General features: G+C 70.1%; 19 protein-coding genes. 2 read left to right on the plus strand and 17 right to left on the minus strand.

The window, feature by feature from the left end:
- Positions 1 to 50: 50 nt before the first annotated feature.
- Positions 51 to 386, minus strand: a complete 336-nt coding sequence (locus ABEB28_RS21540) for an STAS domain-containing protein (protein WP_345729967.1) — start codon at positions 384 to 386, stop codon at positions 51 to 53.
- Between the two features lie 313 nt (positions 387 to 699).
- Here ABEB28_RS21540 and ABEB28_RS21545 point away from each other — a divergent pair, with 313 nt between their 5' ends.
- Positions 700 to 1,008: a hypothetical protein gene (locus ABEB28_RS21545; RefSeq protein WP_345729968.1), complete on the plus strand. Its 309-nt coding sequence runs from the start codon at positions 700 to 702 to the stop codon at positions 1,006 to 1,008.
- A gap of 49 nt (positions 1,009 to 1,057) precedes the next feature.
- Here ABEB28_RS21545 and murA read toward each other — a convergent pair whose 3' ends face one another.
- Positions 1,058 to 2,356, minus strand: a complete 1,299-nt coding sequence (gene murA / locus ABEB28_RS21550) for a UDP-N-acetylglucosamine 1-carboxyvinyltransferase (protein WP_345729969.1) — start codon at positions 2,354 to 2,356, stop codon at positions 1,058 to 1,060.
- A gap of 91 nt (positions 2,357 to 2,447) precedes the next feature.
- Between murA and ABEB28_RS21555 the strand changes: the two genes are divergently transcribed.
- A complete protein-coding gene (locus ABEB28_RS21555; protein ID WP_345729970.1) occupies positions 2,448 to 3,020 on the plus strand; it encodes a cob(I)yrinic acid a,c-diamide adenosyltransferase in 573 nt (190 codons plus the stop codon).
- Between the two features lie 199 nt (positions 3,021 to 3,219).
- On the opposite strand, the gene ABEB28_RS21560 is transcribed toward ABEB28_RS21555, so the two are convergent.
- From ABEB28_RS21560 to mptB, 15 genes are all read right to left on the minus strand, one after another.
- On the minus strand, positions 3,220 to 3,657 hold the full coding sequence (locus tag ABEB28_RS21560) for a DUF2550 domain-containing protein (RefSeq protein ID WP_345729972.1): 438 nt from the start codon (positions 3,655 to 3,657) through the stop codon (positions 3,220 to 3,222).
- Between the two features lie 25 nt (positions 3,658 to 3,682).
- Positions 3,683 to 3,970, minus strand: coding sequence for a F0F1 ATP synthase subunit epsilon (locus ABEB28_RS21565; RefSeq protein WP_345730025.1), 288 nt, complete (start codon positions 3,968 to 3,970; stop codon positions 3,683 to 3,685).
- A 91-nt stretch (positions 3,971 to 4,061) separates the two neighbouring features.
- The gene (gene atpD, locus ABEB28_RS21570) at positions 4,062 to 5,519 is read right to left on the minus strand and encodes a F0F1 ATP synthase subunit beta (protein WP_345729973.1); all 1,458 of its coding nucleotides are present in this window, start codon (positions 5,517 to 5,519) and stop codon (positions 4,062 to 4,064) included.
- Complete coding sequence (locus ABEB28_RS21575) at positions 5,519 to 6,451, minus strand: F0F1 ATP synthase subunit gamma (RefSeq protein WP_345729974.1); 933 nt, start codon at positions 6,449 to 6,451, stop codon at positions 5,519 to 5,521. The genes atpD and ABEB28_RS21575 overlap by 1 nt, the downstream gene beginning before the upstream one ends.
- A gap of 3 nt (positions 6,452 to 6,454) precedes the next feature.
- Positions 6,455 to 8,077 (minus strand): F0F1 ATP synthase subunit alpha, encoded by a 1,623-nt coding sequence (gene atpA, locus ABEB28_RS21580; RefSeq protein WP_345729975.1) that lies wholly within the window; start codon positions 8,075 to 8,077, stop codon positions 6,455 to 6,457.
- 192 nt (positions 8,078 to 8,269) lie between these two features.
- The gene (locus ABEB28_RS21585; RefSeq protein WP_345729976.1) at positions 8,270 to 9,280 is read right to left on the minus strand and encodes a F0F1 ATP synthase subunit delta; all 1,011 of its coding nucleotides are present in this window, start codon (positions 9,278 to 9,280) and stop codon (positions 8,270 to 8,272) included.
- Entirely contained in the window at positions 9,280 to 9,846 is a 567-nt protein-coding gene (locus tag ABEB28_RS21590; protein WP_345729977.1) for a F0F1 ATP synthase subunit B, read from the minus strand. The genes ABEB28_RS21585 and ABEB28_RS21590 overlap by 1 nt, the downstream gene beginning before the upstream one ends.
- A 5-nt stretch (positions 9,847 to 9,851) precedes the next feature.
- Complete coding sequence (gene atpE / locus ABEB28_RS21595) at positions 9,852 to 10,055, minus strand: ATP synthase F0 subunit C (protein WP_345729978.1); 204 nt, start codon at positions 10,053 to 10,055, stop codon at positions 9,852 to 9,854.
- A gap of 73 nt (positions 10,056 to 10,128) precedes the next feature.
- Positions 10,129 to 10,920: a F0F1 ATP synthase subunit A gene (atpB, locus tag ABEB28_RS21600; RefSeq protein ID WP_345729979.1), complete on the minus strand. Its 792-nt coding sequence runs from the start codon at positions 10,918 to 10,920 to the stop codon at positions 10,129 to 10,131.
- Entirely contained in the window at positions 10,917 to 11,339 is a 423-nt protein-coding gene (locus ABEB28_RS21605; RefSeq protein ID WP_345729980.1) for an AtpZ/AtpI family protein, read from the minus strand. The genes atpB and ABEB28_RS21605 overlap by 4 nt, the downstream gene beginning before the upstream one ends.
- Complete coding sequence (locus tag ABEB28_RS21610; protein WP_345729981.1) at positions 11,336 to 11,869, minus strand: Cg1360 family ATP-synthase-associated protein; 534 nt, start codon at positions 11,867 to 11,869, stop codon at positions 11,336 to 11,338. Before ABEB28_RS21610 ends, ABEB28_RS21605 begins: the two co-directional genes overlap by 4 nt.
- Positions 11,870 to 12,114: 245 nt before the next feature.
- Complete coding sequence (locus ABEB28_RS21615) at positions 12,115 to 12,762, minus strand: arsenate reductase/protein-tyrosine-phosphatase family protein (RefSeq protein ID WP_345729982.1); 648 nt, start codon at positions 12,760 to 12,762, stop codon at positions 12,115 to 12,117.
- Entirely contained in the window at positions 12,759 to 13,475 is a 717-nt protein-coding gene (locus ABEB28_RS21620) for an L-threonylcarbamoyladenylate synthase (RefSeq protein ID WP_345729983.1), read from the minus strand. The genes ABEB28_RS21615 and ABEB28_RS21620 overlap by 4 nt, the downstream gene beginning before the upstream one ends.
- Positions 13,472 to 14,383: a peptide chain release factor N(5)-glutamine methyltransferase gene (prmC, locus tag ABEB28_RS21625; RefSeq protein ID WP_345729984.1), complete on the minus strand. Its 912-nt coding sequence runs from the start codon at positions 14,381 to 14,383 to the stop codon at positions 13,472 to 13,474. Before prmC ends, ABEB28_RS21620 begins: the two co-directional genes overlap by 4 nt.
- A 9-nt stretch (positions 14,384 to 14,392) precedes the next feature.
- Complete coding sequence (mptB, locus tag ABEB28_RS21630; RefSeq protein WP_345729985.1) at positions 14,393 to 15,844, minus strand: polyprenol phosphomannose-dependent alpha 1,6 mannosyltransferase MptB; 1,452 nt, start codon at positions 15,842 to 15,844, stop codon at positions 14,393 to 14,395.
- Between the last annotated feature and the right edge of the window lie 90 nt (positions 15,845 to 15,934).

The following is a 15,934-nucleotide window of genomic DNA, read 5'->3' on the forward strand; positions in this document are numbered from 1 at the left end:
GTGAATCGAACAAGACGCCCAGGCCCGGACGCCGCCGCGCCCCTCCGGTCTCAGCTCGCGACCGCGGATGCGGGCTCGCGCTCGACGGTCGACGCCACGTGGCCGGGCGTCTCCTCGTTGCGGAGCACACGGCTCAGGCCGGTCGCTCGGAGCAGGCGTGCCACCCGGACCGGGACGTCCCGCAGCAACAGCTGCCGGTCGGCGTCCGCGGCCCGGCGTTCGACGCCGAGCAACATGCCCATCCCGATGGCGTCGACGGTCTGCACGGCGGAGAGATCGAGGATCAGCGGCCCGGCGCCCGAGCGGATCGCCTCGTCCAAGCTGGTGCGCAACACCCCGACGGTGGCCGCGTCGAGCCGTGGACCGGCGGCGACGAGCTGGCTCATCCGGTGACCCCCTCCACGACCGCCCCGCTCGGATCGAGAAGGCAGCGCTCCGCTAACAGCGTCCCAGCCAGCATTATCCATTAACAGTCTAATTTGAGGAAACAACACCAGTAATGGCGTATTTGACGGTATTGCTCTGACTGGCAGTACCCCAAGTAGCGAAACGATCAATTCCGGCAATACCGGCGTAGGACATCGCCTCCCCCAAACGGAGGAATCCCTCCGTACGGGCCGGTGACGAAGGCCTCCCGAGCGGGCGCAGAGCGCTCCACGAGCGTCGTCAGGGTGGCTCCCGGCTGGCACACTGGAAGACGTGACGGGTGTCGTGGCTATCGGCGTCGCTTTTCTGGTGGTGGCGTTCCTGGCCGTGTTGTTGCGGTGGACGTTCGGCACGGCGCGGGTGTCCGGCCCGGCTCCGGACGGCAAGAGCTCGGACTACGGACTGCTCCACGAAGTGGCGGTCGCCGCCTCCGCCGGCGAGGCCAACGCGCTCCGCGCGGTGCTCTCCGACGCCAACATCCGGTCGACCACCGCCGACGCCGGGCGCGGACGCGTCCGCGTGCTGGTGTTCGCCGCCGACCTGGAGATGGCCCGGGCGCTGGTCGGCCCGGGCACCTACTGAGGGCCCAGTCGGTTACCGCGGGCCCACCGGTTACTGAGGGCTCAGTCGGTCAGAGGGCGACGTGGTCGAACTCGTCGTCCTCGACCGTGATCCGCTCGATCGTCGCACCCAGCCCGCGCATCTGCGTCAGGAAGTCAGGGTAGCCGCGGTCGATGTGGAACGCGTCGGCCACCTCGGTGACGCCGTCCGCCCGCAGACCCGCGATGACCAGCCCGACACCCGCCCGGATGTCGGTGGCGCGCACCGGGGCGCCGGACAGCCAGTGTTTGCCGCGGACGACCGCGTGGTGCCCGTCGGTCCGGACGTCCGCGCCGAGGCGGAGCATCTCGTTGATGAACATGAAGCGGGCGTCGAACACGTTCTCGGTGACCATCGACGGCCCGTCGGCCACCGCGCCGAGCGTGATCGCCATCGGCAGCATGTCGGTGGCGAAGCCCGGGTAGGGCAGCGTCACGATGTCGACCGCGCGCGGACGCTGGTCCATCCGAACACGGAAACCCTCGGACGGCTCCATCGGGTCGAGCAGGTCGATCTGCGCACCGGCCTGGTTGAGCTTGTCGAGCGCGATCTCCAGGTGCCGCGGCTCGCCCTCCCGCACCGTGATGTCGCCTTGGGTGATCGCCGCCGCGAACGCCCAGGTGCCGGAGACGATCCGGTCGGGAACCACCCGGTGGCTCACCGGCCGCAGCTCCTCGACACCCTCGACCTCGAGCGTGGAGGTGCCGGCGCCGCTGATCTCGGCGCCCATCTCGGTGAGCATCGAGCAGATGTCGACGATGTCCGGCTCGCGCGCGGCGTTGTCGATCACGGTCGTGCCCTTCGCGAGCACGGCGGCCATCAGGATGTTCTCGGTGGCGCCGACACTCGGGAAGTCGAGCCAGATCCGCGCACCGTGCAGCCGCGAGGCCCGGGCCACCACGAAGCCGTGCTCGCTGGTGATCTCGGCGCCCATCCGCTCCAGGCCGGCGATGTGGTAATCGAGGCCACGGGAGCCGATCGCATCGCCACCCGGGTGCGGCACCCGCACCTCCCCACGGCGGGCCAGCAGCGGCCCGAGGACGTTGATCGAGGCGCGCATCCGCCGGACGAGGTTGTAGTCGGCCTCGGTGCCCGGCTGGGCGGGCACGTCGATCGTCAGCGTGTCGCCCTCGAGGGCGGCTTCACATCCGAGCCGCCGGAGCACTTCGCTCATGATCGTGACGTCAAGGATGCGGGGGACGTTCGTCAGCACCGTCCGTCCCTCGACGAGCAGCGCGGCCGCCATCAGCTTCAAGACGCTGTTCTTGGCACCACTGACCGTCACCTCGCCTACCAGCGGGGTCCCACCTGTCACACGAAAGAGCTCCACCCGGACATCGTACGGGTCTCGGCGGAGTGCTCTGTGTCATGTCCACAACGGTCTGGCCGTCCGGTGGATCACCTCTCCCTATGCTCAAGGGATGGCCGTCCACCTCACCCGTATCTACACAAAAACCGGCGATACCGGCACAACTGCACTCGGCGACATGACCCGAGTTTCGAAAACTCACCCCCGGATCGGCGCCTACGCCGACGTCAACGAGGCGAACGCCGTCCTCGGTGTCGCGCTCGCGCTCGGTCAGCTCTCCGACGAGGTGACCGGAGTGCTGCAACTGGTGCAGAACGACCTGTTCGACGTCGGCGCGGACCTGGCCACGCCGGTGGCGGAGGCGCCGAAGTATCCGCCGCTGCGGGTCACCGACGCACAGGTCGATCGGCTGGAAGGCTGGTGCGACGAGTTCAACGCCCGGCTGACCAAACTCGACAGCTTCATCCTGCCCGGCGGGACGCCCGGCGCGGCTCTGCTGCACCAGGCGACGACCGTCGTGCGGCGCGCGGAACGTTCGACGTGGACGCTGATCGAGGCGGAGTCCGACACGACGCACTCGCTGCCGGCGAAGTACCTCAACCGGCTGTCCGACCTGCTCTTCATCCTGTCCCGGATCGCCAACAACGGCGACGACGTGCTGTGGCGCCCAGGCGCAGGCGCCTGACCCAGCCCTCGGGGGCCGGGCGCCGGGGCGCCGGGGGCGGCGGGCGCCGGGCGGATTTCCCGAAAGAAGACCTCTGCGGCGGGCGGGAGAGGTTGTCTTCCCGAAAACCACGCCAGCACCGCCCGCGAGCGGTGCGGTCCCGAAAATCCACCACGCGCACGCGCACGCGGGCCCGGGCGGGCGCTCGCCTACGGAGCGCTCAGCGCGCCGTGTGCGGGGGTGCTGCGCCCGGGGCGGCGGACTCCAGCCAACTCAAGAACCCCGTGAGGGCCGTGCCGCTCATCGCGAGGTCGACCGGACCGGCGCGGTCGGCGCACTCCAGCACGACCGAGCCGGTCATCAACGCGAGCGTCTCCTGCTCGCTCGGGTCACGCCGCCCGACCACCACCAACTCGCGGCGGGTCAGGACGCGGCGTGGCCACGGGGAGAAACTGAACAAGCGGTACCACCGCAGCTGGTCACCGGAGAACCGGGCCAGCCCGAGCGCCCAGCCGCGGCCGAAGCGCGCCCGGTACAACCGGACAGACAGCTCGACCGCGCCGCTGCGCGCGATCACCAGTCGCCTGGCGAACAGCACCGCCAACAACACGAACACCAGCGCGAACAGCAGGGCGACTACTTCGAGCACAGTCGTCATCACCGCGCTCCCCCGCCGTCCGGCCTCAGTACTGACCGGCGGGAGCGCCGTCCGCGGTGCTCACGGTCTCGGCGAGCACCGACACACCGTCTCCGGTGACCGACAGGAACCCGCCGTGCACCGTCCACTGGTGCTCACCCTCCGCGGTGCGCACGCGCACCTCGCCCGGGTCCACCAGCTCGCCGAGCAGCGGCGTGTGTCCGGGCAGCACGGCCAGCTCGCCCTCGGTCGTGCGGGCGATCAGGATCGACGCCTGGCCCGACCAGATCTTCTCCTCGACGGACACGACCTCGACGCGCAGCTCCGCCACCACTGGCTCCTTCATTCGTGGGGTGCGGGCTCCGATCCGGCGGTACCGGATCGGAGCCCGCAATTCAGTCCGACAGCGAGCCTGGGCCCGCTAGCTACTCCTTGGCGAGCTCAGCCGCCTTCTTCTCCACGTCCTCGAGACCACCGCACATGAAGAACGCCTGCTCCGGGAACTTGTCCAGGTCGCCGGCCGCGATCGCCTTGAACGCCTCGATCGTGTCCTTGACCGGCACGGTCGAGCCGGGGATACCGGTGAACTGCTCGGCCGCGTAGGTGTTCTGCGACAGGAACCGCTCGATCCGGCGGGCCCGGCCGACGAGGAGCTTGTCCTCCTCGGAGAGCTCGTCGATACCGAGGATCGCGATGATGTCCTGGAGCTCCTTGTACCGCTGGAGGATCTCCTTGGTACGGGACGCGACCCGGTAGTGCTCCTCGCCGACGTAACGCGCGTCGAGGATCCGGGACGTCGAGTCCAGCGGGTCGATCGCCGGGTAGATGCCCTTGTCGGAGATCGCCCTGGACAGCGTGGTGGTCGCGTCGAGGTGCGCGAACACCGTGTGCGGAGCCGGGTCGGTGATGTCGTCGGCGGGCACGTAGATCGCCTGCATCGAGGTGATCGAGTTACCCCGGGTCGAGGTGATCCGCTCCTGCAGCTGACCCATCTCGTCCGCCAGCGTCGGCTGGTAACCCACGGCGGACGGCATCCGGCCGAGCAGCGTCGAGACCTCGGAGCCCGCCTGCGTGAACCGGAAGATGTTGTCGACGAACAGCAGCACGTCCTGGTTCTGGACGTCGCGGAAGTACTCCGCCATCGTCAGCGCGGCGAGCGCGACCCGCAGCCGGGTGCCCGGCGGCTCGTCCATCTGGCCGAAGACCAGCGCGGTCTTCTCCAGAACGCCGCTCTCGTCCATCTCCAGGATGAGGTCGTTGCCCTCACGGGTGCGCTCACCCACGCCGGCGAAGACAGACACACCACCGAAGTTGTTGGCGACGCGGATGATCATCTCCTGGATGAGCACCGTCTTGCCCACGCCGGCGCCGCCGAACAGGCCGATCTTCCCACCCTTGACGTACGGGGTAAGCAGGTCGATCGCCTTCAGACCGGTCTCGAAGACCTCGGTCTTGCTCTCCAACTGGTCGAACGGCGGCGGGTCACGGTGGATCGGCCAGCGCTCGGTGACCTCGAACTGCTCGCCCTCCTTGAGGTTGAGCACCTCCCCGAGGGCGTTGAACACCTTGCCCTTGGTGGCGTCGCCGACCGGAACGCTGATCGCCTCGCCGGTGTCGATCACCTCGGCACCGCGGACCAGGCCGTCGGTGGGCTGCATCGAGATTGTCCGAACCACGTTGTCACCCAGGTGCTGGGCGACCTCGAGGGTCAGCGTCTTCGCGATGCTCTCCGCGTCGACCTTCACGTGGAGGGCGTTGAACAGGTCGGGAATCGAGCCCTTGGGGAACTCGACGTCGACGACGGGGCCGCGCACGCTTACGACGCGGCCGCTGGCGGCCTCGGACTGCGTCCCGGCCGTGTTCTCAACAGTGGTGGCAGTCATCAGTCGTCACTTCCTGCGGTGGCGAGGGCGTTGGCGCCGCCAACGATCTCGCTGATCTCCTGGGTGATCTGGGCCTGGCGTGCTGCGTTCGCTTCACGCTTGAGGCTTCGGACGAGGTCGTCGGCGTTGTCACTGGCCGACTTCATCGCCTGCCGGCGCGCAGCCGACTCCGAGGCCGCGGACTCCAGCAGAGCCGCGTAGATGCGGGTGTTGACGTACTTGGGGAGCAGCGCCGACAGCAGTTGCTCGGGCTCGGGCTCGAACTCGTAGATCGGACGCGGACCCTCGGGGTGCTCGGCCTCCGACACGTCCAACGGCGCGAACCGGTGCGCGACCGGCCGCTGGGTGATCATCGAGACCAGGTCGGTGGAGACCAAGTGAAGTTCGTCGACTCCCTGCAGGCCGTCCACACCCGGACCGTCGATCGTGTCGTCCGCACCGGCCACGAAGGTCCGCACGAGGAACTCGCCGACCTCCCTGGCGTCGTCGTAGTCGGGCGACTCGGAGAAGCCCGTCCACGAACGCTCGATGTTCCGGTTCCGGAAGCGGAAGTACGCGGCGCCCTTGCGGCCGATCACGTACAGCACCGGCTCGTGGCCCTCGGACCGGACCTGAGCGACGAGCTGCTCGGCCCGACGGAGGACGTTCGCGTTGTACCCGCCGGCCAGGCCCCGGTCACTCGTGATGATCAGGATCCCGACCCGCTTGACCTGCTCACGCGGGGCGAGCAGCGGGTGGTCGAGCGACGAGGAGTTCGTTGCGAGCGCGGTGAGCACCCGGGTGATCTCGTCCGCGTAGGGGCGGGACGCCTCGACCCGGGCGCGCGCCTTCGCGATCCGCGAGGTGGCAATGAGCTCCTGCGCCTTGGTGATCTTCTTGGTCTGCTGAACCGACTTGATCCGGCGTCGCAGCACCCGAAGCGAGGCGGCCACGGATCAGTCCTTCCGGTCGGTGTGTCGGGTGACGCTCTCGGACGACTCCTCGCCCTTCGGCTCCACGACCTGGTCAGCGCCCGCGCCGACCTCGAACTGCTGCTTGAACTCGTTGATCGCGTCGGTGAGTGTCGCGACGGTGTCGTCCTCGAGCTTGCCGGTCGTGTCGATCGTCGAGAGGATCTCCGACTTGTTCCGGCGGATGAAGTCGAGGAACTCGGCCTCGAAGCGGGCGATGTCGGCGACCGGGATGTCGTCGAGCTGGCCGGTGGTGCCCGCCCAGACCGAGACGACCTGCTCCGGCACCGGGTACGGCGAGTACTGGGGCTGCTTGAGCAGCTCCACCAGGCGGGCACCGCGCTCGAGCTGGTTCCGGGACGCGCGGTCCAGGTCCGAGCCGAACGCCGAGAACGCCTCGAGCTCGCGGTACTGGGCCAGGTCCAGGCGCAGGCGTCCGGCTACCGACCGCATCGCGCGGACCTGCGCCGAACCACCGACTCGGGAGACCGAGGTACCGACGTTGATCGCCGGACGGACACCCGAGTTGAACAGGTCGGTCTCGAGGAAGACCTGGCCGTCGGTGATCGAGATGACGTTGGTCGGGATGTAGGCCGAGATGTCGTTGGCCTTCGTCTCGATGATCGGCAGGCCGGTCATCGAGCCGCCACCCAGCTCGTCCGAGAGCTTCGCGCAGCGCTCGAGCAGCCGCGAGTGCAGGTAGAAGACGTCACCCGGGTAGGCCTCACGGCCCGGCGGGCGGCGCAGCAGCAGCGACACCGCGCGGTAGGCCTCGGCCTGCTTGGACAGGTCGTCGAAGATGATCAGCACGTGCTGGCCCTGGTACATCCAGTGCTGGCCGATGGCCGAGCCGGTGTACGGCGCGATGTACTTGAAGCCCGCCGGGTCGGACGCCGGAGCCGCGACGATCGTCGTGTACTCCATCGCGCCGGCCTCTTCGAGGGCGCCGCGCACCGAAGCGATCGTCGAGCCCTTCTGGCCGATCGCGACGTAGATGCACTTGACCTGCTTCTTCGGGTCGCCGCTGGCCCAGTTGTCCTTCTGGTTGATGATCGTGTCGATCGCCACCGCGGTCTTGCCGGTCTGGCGGTCACCGATGATCAGCTGCCGCTGGCCCCGGCCGATCGCGGTCATCGCGTCGATGGCCTTGATCCCGGTCTGCAGCGGCTCCTTCACCGGCTGCCGCTGCACCACGGAGGGCGCCTGCAGCTCCAGGATCCGGCGGCCCTCGGCCTGGATCTCGCCCTTGCCGTCGATCGGGTTGCCCAGCGGGTCGACGACCCGGCCGAGGAAGCCGTCGCCGACCGGCGCGGAGAGGATCTGCCCGGTACGGCGGACCGTCTGGCCCTCCTCGATGCCCCCGTACTCGCCGAGGATGATGACGCCGAGCTCGCGCGCCTCGAGGTTCAGCGCCATCCCGAGGGTGCCGTCCTCGAACTGCAGCAGTTCGTTGGTCATCGTCGAGGGGAGGCCCTCGACGTGGGCGATGCCGTCGCCGGTATCGGCGACCACACCGACCTCCTCGCGGGAGACCTCGGGTGAATAGGAAGAGACGTAACGCTCGATCGCGCCGCGGATCTCCTCGGAGGAGATGGTCAGCTCGGCCATCTGATAGTTCCTCGATCTCGTCTTGTGGTCAGCGCCTGAGCTGACCGAGCCTGCACGTCGTCCTGCAGCGGATGGAACGGCCGTAGGTCGTACGCGTCCTGGGTCGGGTGCCGGATGGTGCGTCAAGTTAGCTCTTTCAACCTCCGGCCTTCCTCCCGTCTGACGACCGTTGGAAGAGTCGGTCGAAAAGAGCTAATTCGTGAGCGCGCCGCGCGCCTGCTCCAGCCGGCGAGCGACACTTCCGTCGTACAGGTCGTCGCCGACCCGAACCGTTACTCCACCGAGCAGCGAGGGGTCTACCTCGACCTTCAAGGAGACCGATCGCCCGTAGATCGCGGCGAGGCGCGCGGCCAACCGCTCCTCCTGCGCCGGAGTCAACGGCGCGGCCGCTGTCACATACGCTATCTCGCGGTCACGCCGTGCAGCGGTCAGCTCGACGAGCCGCAACAGCGACGCGTCGAACCCTCGACCGCCCAGGCCGTGCACGGCGGTGCGAACCAGCCGTACGGTGACCGGATCGGCGTGGCCCTCCAGCAGCCCGTTGGCCAGCTCGGCACGCTGTGCGGCGGGCGCCGTCGCGTCCGCCAGCAGCCGTGCGAGCTGCGGGTTGCCGTCCACGATCCGCGCGAACCGGAACAGCTGGTCCTCGACGTCGGACAGCGAGCCGTTGGCGTCCGCCTCGGCCAGCTCGGCATCCACCGCGAGCAGCTCGACCGCGTCGACCAGGTCGTGCGGCCTCGACCAGCGGGCGGACACGGCCGCCCGCAGGACGTCCAGTGCCGTCCGGCCTACCCGCTGCCCCACCAGCGCCTCGAGCAGCCCGGTGCGGTCTCCGCCCGACTTGCTGGCGTCGGCCAGCGCGCGACGCAGACCCGGCTCGCGTCCGAGCAGGTCGGCGACCGCCCGGAGCTCGGCGGCGAGCGCATTACGGTCGACGCCGCCCGGCGTCGCCGCCGGGGTGGCCGCCGCCGGCGGAGTCACCTGCGCCGGCCGGGCACCCACCGGAGTCGCCTCCGCCTGAGTAGCAGCCGTCGGAGTGGCCTCCACCGGAGTCGCACCCGGAGCGATCACCGGGCCCGCGGGGTGAGCACCCGCGGGAGTCGCGCCCGTCGGGGTCGCCCCCGCCGGAGCAGCCCCACCGCGGAGGACCTCGGCGAGCTGCTCCCGAACGCCGGCCAGGGACTCCCGGCTAGCGCCCTGCATCAGCTCCGCCCTCCAGTGGTCGCGCTGGTGTCCAGCTCGTCGAGGAACCGCTCCACCGTGCCGGCCCGACGGGCCTCGTCGGCGAGCGACTCACCGACGATGCGGCCGGCCAGGTCGACCGCGATCCGGCCGATGTCGGCGCGAACCTCGGTGATCAGACGCTGCCGCTCGGAAGCCAGCTGCACTTCACCCCGCTCGACGATGCGAGCGGCCTGCTCCTGAGCCTCGGCGCGGAGCTCCTCGACGATGCGCGTGCCCTCGGCACGAGCCTCCTCGCGGATCCGGCCTGCCTCGGCCCGAGCGTCGGCCAGCTGCGCCCGGTACTGCTCGAGCGTCGCCTTGGCCTCGGCCTGGGCCTCCTCGGCCCGCTTGATCCCGCCTTCGATCGCTTCCGATCGCTCCGCGTAGGTCTTCTCGAAGAGGGGGTAAACCTTCTTCGCCATGAACCAGAACAGCAGAGCGAAAGCGACGAGTCCGACGATGAGCTCGGACATGTGCGGGAGGAGCGGGTTCACCTCGCCGTCCTCGGACGCGAGGTAAGTCACGATCTCCGTCGTCGCAGACATGGGCGTCAGAGCGCGAACGCGAGACCGATACCGATGATGGCGAGCGCCTCAGCCAGGGCGAAGCCCAGGATCGCGATGCCCTGGAGCGTGCCACGGGCCTCCGGCTGGCGCGCCACACCGGCGATGTACGCGGCGAAGATCAGACCGACACCGATACCCGGACCGATGGCGGCCAGACCGTAGCCGACCATGTTCAGGTTGCCTTCCATGCTGCGTTCCCTTCTCGTTGGGTGAATGGCCGCCGCTCGGAGGTGGGTGTGAGCGGCGGGCGGGGAGTTTCGGTCAGTGCTCGGCTTCCATCGCACCGGCGATGTAGATCGCCGACAGGAGCGCGAACACGTAGGCCTGCAGGATCTGGATGAAGCCTTCGAAGAAGGTCAGCACGATCCCGCCGAGGAAGCCGACCCAGCTGAGGAACGGCAGCGCACCGGTCCCCTCGGTGAGCATGTACTCGCCGCCGAGGATGCAGAGCAGCAGCACCAGGTGACCGGCGAACATGTTCATCGCGAGACGGAGGGCGAGCGTGAACGGCCGGATGACGAACGTGGAGAAGAACTCCAGCGGCGCCAGCAGGATGTAGATCGGCCAGGGCAACCCGGGCGGGAACATCATGTTCTTGAAATAGCCGACGAAGCCCTGCCGCCTGATACCGACAGCGTTGTAGATGACCCAGGAGATCACCGCGAGGAACGCCGGGATGGCGATCTTGGAGGTCGCTGGGAACTGCAGGATCGGAATGATGCCGGAGATGTTCAGCGCGGCGATGAAGAAGAAGAGCGTCGCGATGTACGGCACGAACTTCTTGCCGTTCTTCGCACCGATCGCATCGAGCACAACGCTGTTCCGGATGAACCCGTAGGCCGCCTCGCCGGCGAACTGCAGCTTGCCGGGGATCAGCTTCGGGTTACGCGCGGCCACGTAGAAGAAGGCCGCGACGGCGATCGTACCGAGAACGACGATCAGCATCGGCTTCGTGAACTCGAACCCGGCCACGGTGAAAAGCGGCGGGAACTCGAAGTCGGCGGGGCCCGGCGCTTCGAATCCCGGCCCTGCGGCTAGGAGCTGGGTCCTCACGGCTTCTCCTCCTCGGCGGTGGTGTCTGACGACGACGGCGGCCCTGACGGTCGCTGTGCGCTCTGCGAGCGGGACGGAGCCGAGGCGCGTGGCAGATCAGGCTGGGCAGGGCTCATCGAAGTCGACGGCCCGGATTGGGGCCTACCGTACCGGATGTATGTCAGCCAGATTCCGAGCACCCCCCCGATGACGAATCCGACTCCGATGAGTGCGGGAATGTCCAGCCAACGCGCCGCTGCCCACCCGATCAGGCCCCAAAGCGTGACGCCAGAAATGAGGTAACTCACCACGTTCCACGGGTCCACCGTGGGCACGTTGCGGGCCGCCTCCCAGCGATTACGCTCCCTCTGCGCGGCGTCACTCTCCGGTGTCGCGGAGGCGACCTCAGGTGATCGTTTGTTGTGGTCGGGGTCGGTCATGATCGGCCACCTCCCACAGTTCGAGTAGCGGGCGGAATGCTCTCGGAAGAGTCCGCCGTTGTTTCTTCAGAGTTCACGTTCGGCGACTCGCCGTCCATTACCTCAGAGGTCGTATTCCGGGCGGCGTCGAGATGACGCCGGAGCGCCATCGCATTCCACACCAGTGCCCCGGCGATCACGACCACGCCGAGCGCCCGGGCGTCCAACCAGTCCTTGTCTTTCAACGCGACCAGCGCGACCAAGAGCAGGACGACTCGGAACAGATAGTTGATTCCGAGCACGAGGTAGGCCAGGCCCGGCGCCAGCTGGGCGTCGACCAGGAACGGTAGGCGACCGGAAACCAGGAACGCTGCGACCAGGGCCACACCGACGGCGGCGCCAGCCAGTGCGTCGGAACCGCCGAGAAGGAAGGCCCCACCCAGCAGGACGATTACGGCCCCGAGCCCGAGGAGCAGCGATTGGCGTCCCACGGCGCCGGAGCGACCGCGTCGGGTCGATTGGGTGGTGCGGGACGTCGCTATGCGGGACATGAGGCGGCTCCGGTCGGCGCGGCGCGGCGGTGCGCCGAGTTCGTCGGTCGGGGTCGTCAGGGCGGCGTTCAGCGGGCCAAATCGCGTATCTGACTAGCTCGTGAAACTTATCACGAACGCTCGTACCGTGTTTTCGCGGGGTCGTGCCGTGGGCACGCCGGACGGCCGTCCTCACGGACGGCGTGACGAAGACCGTACTCGTTCACCGTCGCCGGGTTCGTGCGGGGTACCCCGTGGCGCCCGGTTCAGCCGTCCGCGAGGCGATCGGCGAGGACGGTGACCGCCTCGTCGATCTGGTCGGCGACCGCGGTGAAGTACTCGGGCGCGCGTCCCCAGGGGTCCGGCACCTCGTCGGAGTACCGATTCCCGTCCCGACGCTGGTGCGCGGCGGCCACCAACGCTCGCCCCCGAGCCCCCAGCGACGCGGCGTCGGCGCCGCCCGGCGGGAGCGTCGCCGGGTCGACCGCGGCGGCCAGCCGGGCGAACTCGCCGAGGACGAAGGTCCGGGGTGCGGCGTCCGGCACCAGCTCGGCGACGAACGCCACCTGTTCGATCGTCGCGGTGAGCACCAGGTCCGAGCCGGGCACCTCGTCGGCCAGTTCGGCGACCTCCGCGGTGACCGGCACCGACGGATCGACGAGCATCGCCGCGGTCAGCGCCCGGGCCTGGAACCCGGCCGGGTCTCCCCCGCGGGCCAGCACCTCGTCGGCCGCCTGGTGGTGCATCGGCTCACCCTCGTGCCAGCCACCGGTGCCGGCGCCGTGGACGACGACGAGATCCGCCGCGGCGGGTCCGAGCCGGTCGGCCAGCCGGAGCCGTAGCAGCCGCTCGGCCATCGGCGACCGGCAGATGTTGCCCATGCAGACCATCAGGACGCTGAACGGCTTGCTCATGCGTCGCCAGCCGTGCTGCCGGTGCTGACCGCGTCCTCGGCTGAGGGCTCGTCGTCCGGGCCGTTCCCGTCCCTGTCCAGCGCGTTCGGGACCACGCCGCGCAGCGTGGCCAGGTCGAGCGCGCCCTGGCGCAGCACCCGCGGCACCTCGCCGGTGACGTCGACGATCGTGGACGCGACCGGCTCGCCGCAGGACCCGGCCTCCAGGTACACCTCGACGAACCAGCCGAGCTGGTCGCGCGCCGCCTCGGCCGTGGTGGCCGGCGGCTGCCCGGAGACGTTCGCGCTGGAGACCGCCATCGGACCGGTGGCCTCGAGCACCTCGAGTGCCACCGGGTGCAGCGGCATCCGGACCGCGACCGTTCCGTCGGCGTCACCGAGATCCCAGGCCAGGGTCGGCGCCTGCTCGACGACGATCGTCAGCGGCCCCGGCCAGAACGCGTCGACCAGGTCGTGCACGGCGGGCGGCACGGCCATCACCAGGCCGTCGAGCGTCCGGCGATTGCCCACCAGCACCGGCACCGGCATGTCCCGGCCACGCTGTTTCGCGGTCAGCAGCGAATCCACCGCGGTGGGCGTGAACGCGTCGGCGCCGATGCCGTAGACGGTGTCGGTCGGCATCACGATCAAGTCACCGCGGCGAACCGCGTCGATCGCCGCGGCGATGCCGGCCGTGCGGTCGGCCGGGTCGGAGCACTGGTAGGTCCTGGTCACGACTCAATCCTGGGTTGGTCGGTTTCTCCCGCCGCCACCTTACGGCGACGCGCGGTCGTGAAGCGGGGCCGGTCGGCGAGATCCCGGTGGTCGGTGACGTCCTCGAACGCGGGATGCCTGCGGACCAGTGCGGGCAGGGATTCGCCCTGCACGTCCGCGTGTTCGATGCCCAGCCAGCCGCCCGGACGCAGCAGCGCCGCCGCCCGCACCAGCAGGCCGCGAACGACGTCCAGGCCGTCGGGGCCACCCCACAGGGCGGCCGGCGGGTCGTGGTCGGCGACCTCGGGGCTGACCGTCGAACGGTCCGGGACGTACGGCGGGTTCGTGACGACGACGTCGACCCCACCGTCCAGTTCGGCCAGGACGTCGGGCGCCGTCGCGTCGCCCTGCACGAGCGTCACCGGCCGGTCCCCGGCCGCGGCACGCGCGTCGGCGTTCCGTCGGGCCCAGGCCAGCGCCATGGTTTCGCGTTCGACGCCGTAGACGGTCGCGTCCGGGCACTCGTTCGCCACCGCGAGCGTGATCGCACCGGAGCCACTGCACAGGTCGACGACGACCGGTGCCGCCACCGCACGAGCCCGCTCGATCGCCCAGCCGGCCAGTAGTTCGGTCTCCGGCCGCGGCACGAACACCCCCGGGCCCACCGCCAGCTCAAGGTGGCGGAACCCGGCGAGGCCGGTGAGGTGCTGCAGCGGGATCCGGCTCGCCCGGTCCGCGACCAGGTCGTCGAAGCGGGTCAGCTGCGTCCGCTCGAGACCGTCGACCAGCAGGAGCCGGCTGCGTGGCACGCCGAGGACGAACGCCGCCAGCTCCTCGGCGTCGAAGCGCGGGGAGGCCACGCCGGCGTCGGTGAGCCGACGGACGGCCCGGGCCAGCGCCGGAGCCAGCGGTACGGTCTCGGTCTCCACCGGACGACCTTATGCCGCGTCCACCGCCGGCCTAGTCAGCACCCAGCGCGTCACCCGCGGTGGGACGACCGTGCGGATCGCGTCCGCCACGACGACGACGACGCAGACCGGCACCGCCAGCACGCTCCACACCGTGCCCCCGAGCTGGTCGGGCACCGCGCTGAAGCAGAGCGCGGCGCCCAGGACCACCGCCCAGCGACGGCTCCGCGGTCCGGCGCAGGCCGCGAGCAGGACACCGCCCCAGACCACGTACCAGGCGTGCATCACCGGCCCGGAGCACGCGAGGGTGAGTAACGCGGCACCGACCAGCGCGCCCGCTCGCCGCCAGCTCGGCTCGGCGCCGGCGCGCCAGAGCAGGACCGCGATCGTGATCGCCCCGCCGGCCGCGACCAGCGACCGGGCCAGCGCCAGCGCGTCGGTGAACGCCAGCTCCGCACCGGTGACCAGGTACACCAACCCGCCGACCAGCGACGCGGGCGCCCAGTAGATGCGGACGCGCCCGGGGACGTCCATCGCACCGAGCCACCCCCACCCCTCCGGCACCAGCCACGCGTACCCGATCACCACCGCACCGGTCGTGACCACCGCACCCAGCAGCCGGTGCACCGGCACCCGCTGCCGGACCAGGTGCGCGAGCAGGTATCCGATCAGCAGGATGCCGGGCAGTTTGATCGAGAACGCGGTCGCGGCGGCCAGCGCGGCCACCAGGTACCACCGCTTGCGCACGCTCCAGATCGTCACCACCGCCAGCAGCCCGAGCAGCGCGTCCAGGTGGGCGCCGCCGATCACGTGGACGACGACCAGCGGGTTCGCCGCGACGAGGGTCAAGGCGAGCGCCCGGTCCTCGCTCGGCGCGATCCGCACGACGAGCACGGACACCGCGACGACCGAGAGCACGACCAGCAGCCGGAGCAGCAGCGCCGCGACCGACATGTGACCCGCCGAGACGAGCGCCACCAGCCACAGCGTCCCGAGCATCAGCGGCCCGTACGGCGCCGGGGTGTCCCGCCAGACCGGCGAGACGGCGTCCAGGGTGGTGCCGGGGCCGAGCAACGACGGCCCGTAGGAGTAGGGGTCGAGTCCGTGGTGCACCATCGTCCCCTGGGCGAAGTACGACCAGACGTCCAAGCTGAGGATCGGCGGCGCGACCAGCATCGGTGCGCTCCACCACGCGGCGATCACCGCCACCGTCCGGACGCCGACCGCGTGGGCACGCACGACCCGGTAGAGCTGCAGGAACGCCAGCGCGAGCAGGGTCAAACCGAGCAGGGCCAGGACCGCCCAGCCGGCCGGGTGCTCGGCGTCCGGACGCCAGAGCGCCAGCGGTCCGTCCGGCGGCGACGCACCACCCGCCGTTCCGGCCCGGGTGACGCCCAGGGCGATCGCGGCCGACGCCGCGGTGCCACCCCAGGTGACCAGGGGTAACGCAGATGTGCGGGATACCTCGACGGACGCGGCCACAGCTCTCCCCACGGCGTGCTCGGCAGGCGGTTGGGAACACCCAGCCAGACCAGTGAGCAGGCCGGACGGCGCCGGAGTGGCGGCCCGGTG

The organism is Cryptosporangium minutisporangium (assembly GCF_039536245.1).
In the GTDB taxonomy this organism is placed as follows: Bacteria; Actinomycetota; Actinomycetes; order Mycobacteriales; family Cryptosporangiaceae; genus Cryptosporangium; species Cryptosporangium minutisporangium.